The organism is Daeguia caeni, from assembly GCF_042653845.1.
In the GTDB taxonomy this organism is placed as follows: domain Bacteria; phylum Pseudomonadota; class Alphaproteobacteria; order Rhizobiales; family Rhizobiaceae; genus Brucella; species Brucella caeni.
The window spans coordinates 1-586 of record NZ_JBHSEL010000060.1; the positions used below are offsets into that span (position 1 = coordinate 1).

Here is a 586-nt window from a genome sequence, read left to right on the forward strand (position 1 = left end):
CCATCGAACAGGCGCTGGACGATGAGCAGGATGGCCTGACGGATGGGCTCCGGCACGTCGGCCACCGCGCCATAGCCGGCGGTGAAGATGATCGAGACGGCATCCGCGCGACGGAAGGTGGCCGGCCAGGATTGCCCCGGTCGCAGGGCGACATGGGCACCGCGCGCGTCGGCAAACAGATCGTAGACGCCTGCGTCCAATGTCTGCACCACATTGCCGGTATCGAAGTAGCTGATGCTGACGATCGCGATGACCGGCGCCAGCGGCAATGGCAGGTGATCGGCAAAGCGGCCGAACTCCTGTCGCCAGGTCTGTGTGATCAGCGCTTGGCCGAGGATACCGGCATAGCCATCGAGATATGCGGTCGCCGCCCTGATCTGGGCGCTGATCAGATCGTCCTGGTCATCGTGATCGACGCGCAGATGGGCCTTGGCCTCGTTGAGCGACACCGGCATGGTCGCGGGCGCAACCGTGCGGACGGGAGCGAGCATGGCTGTCTTCCAACAGGTTGATGAACGGGGGGTGGCCAGAATCTCGGCGCTGCCGACTGTCTGGCCGCTCTGACCGATCAGGCGACCGGCGCGTC

General features: G+C 65.5%; 1 protein-coding gene. It reads right to left on the minus strand.

Annotation, left to right across the window (positions count from 1 at the left end; all coding sequences use genetic code 11):
• Positions 1 to 491, minus strand: a 491-nt coding sequence (locus tag ACFO1V_RS09370) for a head-tail connector protein (protein ID WP_380075080.1), incomplete at its 3' end; no start/stop codon positions are given.
• Between the last annotated feature and the right edge of the window lie 95 nt (positions 492 to 586).